General features: G+C 36.4%; 2 protein-coding genes and 1 pseudogene. All 3 read left to right on the top strand.

All coding sequences use genetic code 11. The features are described 5' to 3' along the window. Window positions 1–377 (top strand): annotated as a pseudogene (locus VLZ86_RS06200) (mobilization protein); the annotation flags it as partial. Window positions 378–388: 11 nt separating this feature from the next. Beyond that, window positions 389–712, top strand: a complete 324-nt coding sequence (locus VLZ86_RS06205; protein WP_325449780.1) for a DUF6730 family protein — start codon at window positions 389–391, stop codon at window positions 710–712. Window positions 713–1,388: 676 nt separating this feature from the next. Continuing rightward, window positions 1,389–2,572, top strand: a 1,184-nt coding sequence (locus VLZ86_RS06210; RefSeq protein WP_325449781.1) for a type I restriction-modification system subunit M, incomplete at its 3' end; no start/stop codon positions are given.

Below are 2,572 nucleotides of genomic sequence, written 5' to 3' on the forward strand. Positions count from 1 at the left end.
AAGACATACGCACAGAGATCAAGCGGAGACATGACCTGACCATGGCCCATTTAAAACCGAAATCATTTGATGCCTATGTAAAAGCCATGGAAACCAACGGCGTAAAAGTCATCCCAACGATAAATAAACAAAACAACCTACAGGGCTTCCGCTTTGAATTTGATGGGCATAATCTAAAGGGCAGTGAAGTCCATCGCAACATGTCCATTGGAAATATTGGCAAACAATTGGGCAATCTTGAAGGTGTCAAGAGTTTAAAAAACAGTACCGTTGGGGTGACGTTGGCAGGAAATACAGTAAGCCTGGCACCTAAATTAGCTTTAAAACTGACCAAGTTCATTATCAAGAAAACCATACAACAGGGATTATCCTATTAAATAAAACAATCATGACAAAACTTGAAGAATTCACCGTCTTGTTGGTCAATGAGACCACAGATTTCAGAAATGCACTGGAAAAGTTGGAGAAACTAAATGCCCAGTTAAAAGAAACGAAAATTAAGATGGATCTGACGGAATACAAAACGCTTATCCAATCCCATCAAGAGCAAATGATCTCCAATATTAAAGCGATGGAGCGTTTTGAAAATCATTTTGACACTACAATAAAACAGGCCAAAATTTATCCGAATTGGGCGGTGGTGGTTTTTATTGTGAGTTTGGTGTTGGGGGTTGGGGCAGTTGTGGTTATGATAATGGGTTATTTTAGGTGATTTGGATATTTGATTTGAAAGTTATCCTTATTTAAAATTGATTTCACAAAAAGTAGAAGGTATGATTATGAATTATAGTCTTTTAATAATGGACTTACCTAGGCAAGCATTGTTCTGTAATACGAAAAAAGGTTAAAACCAATCATATGTTAATTATTAATGTATTTCATCGATTATTTTTGCGCTTTACGGATATTCTAATTATATTTAAATAATAAAAAGTCGATAGATAAAATCTACCGACTTTTTCAACCTGTTGCAGCAGGATTTCAGAATGATATTTTGGAGTGTTTAGATAATACGGTTATGAATCGCATTCTAATTTAACTTTCAACCCTTATTTATTTGAGGGTCTTAAATATCAAGCCTTATGTTTTAGCACTCTAATTAAAGTGCTTTCTTGATTTATACTAAGATATTATTTAAAAATCAATTTCCCCATAAAAGTCTTAATTATTCGATTAAATGTAGGAAAATGTAAGAAATTTATTAATTATAAATAAATGTTAGTTTCTAATTAAAGCTGAACAATGGCATCATTGTTTAGCTTTTTTGATTTGTATTGTTTTCTTTTCATTAGCTTAAATCAAATGCCTTTCCAATTTGCTTTGGTTTCTTAAGTTTGGTTTTGCTACATTTACAACTAAGCTAAAAATTACCATAACCTAACTATTACATGGCTAAAAAAGCACAAACTAAAAGTACCGAGGAAATCCTATGGGATTCTGCCAATAAATTACGCGGTTCAGTGGAACCCTCAGAATATAAACACGTTGTATTAAGTTTAATCTTCTTGAAATTTGCTGATGACAAATTTCAACGGCGCCAACAAGAACTCATTGCCGATGGCAAAGCGCAGTTTTTGGATATGCCGTCTTTCTATCAAGCGGATAATGTCTTTTACTTACCTATGGAAGCGCGCTGGTCGTACATCATGGAGCACGCCAAGCAAGAAGATATCACTTTAAAGGTGGACGCAGCCCTAAAACTTATTGAGCAAAATAACAAAGCCTTAGAAGGCGCATTACCTGATAATTACTTTTCACGTTTGGGATTGGATCAATCCAAGTTTTCGGCATTGTTGGATACCATTAACAATATTGACACGCTAAAGGACGAAAGCCAAGATGTGATTGGGCGCGTGTATGAATACTTCCTTAGCAAATTTGCGATTGCCGAAGGAAAAGGGAAAGGCGAATTCTACACTCCGAAATCTATTGTCAACCTGATTGCCGAAATGATTGAGCCCTACAAAGGTAAAATCTATGACCCTTCTTGTGGCTCGGGTGGGATGTTTGTACAGTCTTTAAAGTTTATAGACAAGCACCAAGGCGATAAAAAAGATGTTTCCATATACGGACAGGAATTGACCAATACCACCTATAAACTGGCTAAAATGAACTTAGCCATTCGTGGTATCTCAGGCAACTTAGGAGCAAAAGCCGCCGATACCTTTAATGACGACCAGCATAAAACCCTGAAAGCCGATTATATCATGGCGAACCCTCCATTTAATTTAAAGGATTGGCGCGCCGAGAACGAATTGACAGACGACCCAAGATGGGCAGGTTATGAAGTGCCACCAAAATCTAACGCCAACTACGCTTGGATTTTGAACATGATTGCGAAGCTTTCTGAAAATGGTGTTGCAGGTTTTATTTTGGCAAATGGTGCCTTGTCTGGGGGTGGCGATGAGTATAAAATAAGGAAACAAATTATAGAGAATGACCTTGTTGAAGCTATCGTAATTCTTCCACAAGGCATGTTTTATTCTACTGATATCTCCGTCACATTGTGGATTTTAAATAGAAATAAAAAACAAAGGGTTTTTGAGGTTAATGACGGCATCAAAAATTATCG

This window comes from Gelidibacter sp. (genome assembly GCF_035515035.1).
In the GTDB taxonomy this organism is placed as follows: Bacteria; Bacteroidota; Bacteroidia; order Flavobacteriales; family Flavobacteriaceae; genus Gelidibacter.

What these genes read in the sequence shown, in the direction of transcription:
- VLZ86_RS06205 (WP_325449780.1), top strand. Translation starts at nt 389, where the DNA reads ATGACAAAACTTGAAGAATTCACCGTCTTGTTGGTCAATGAGACCACA.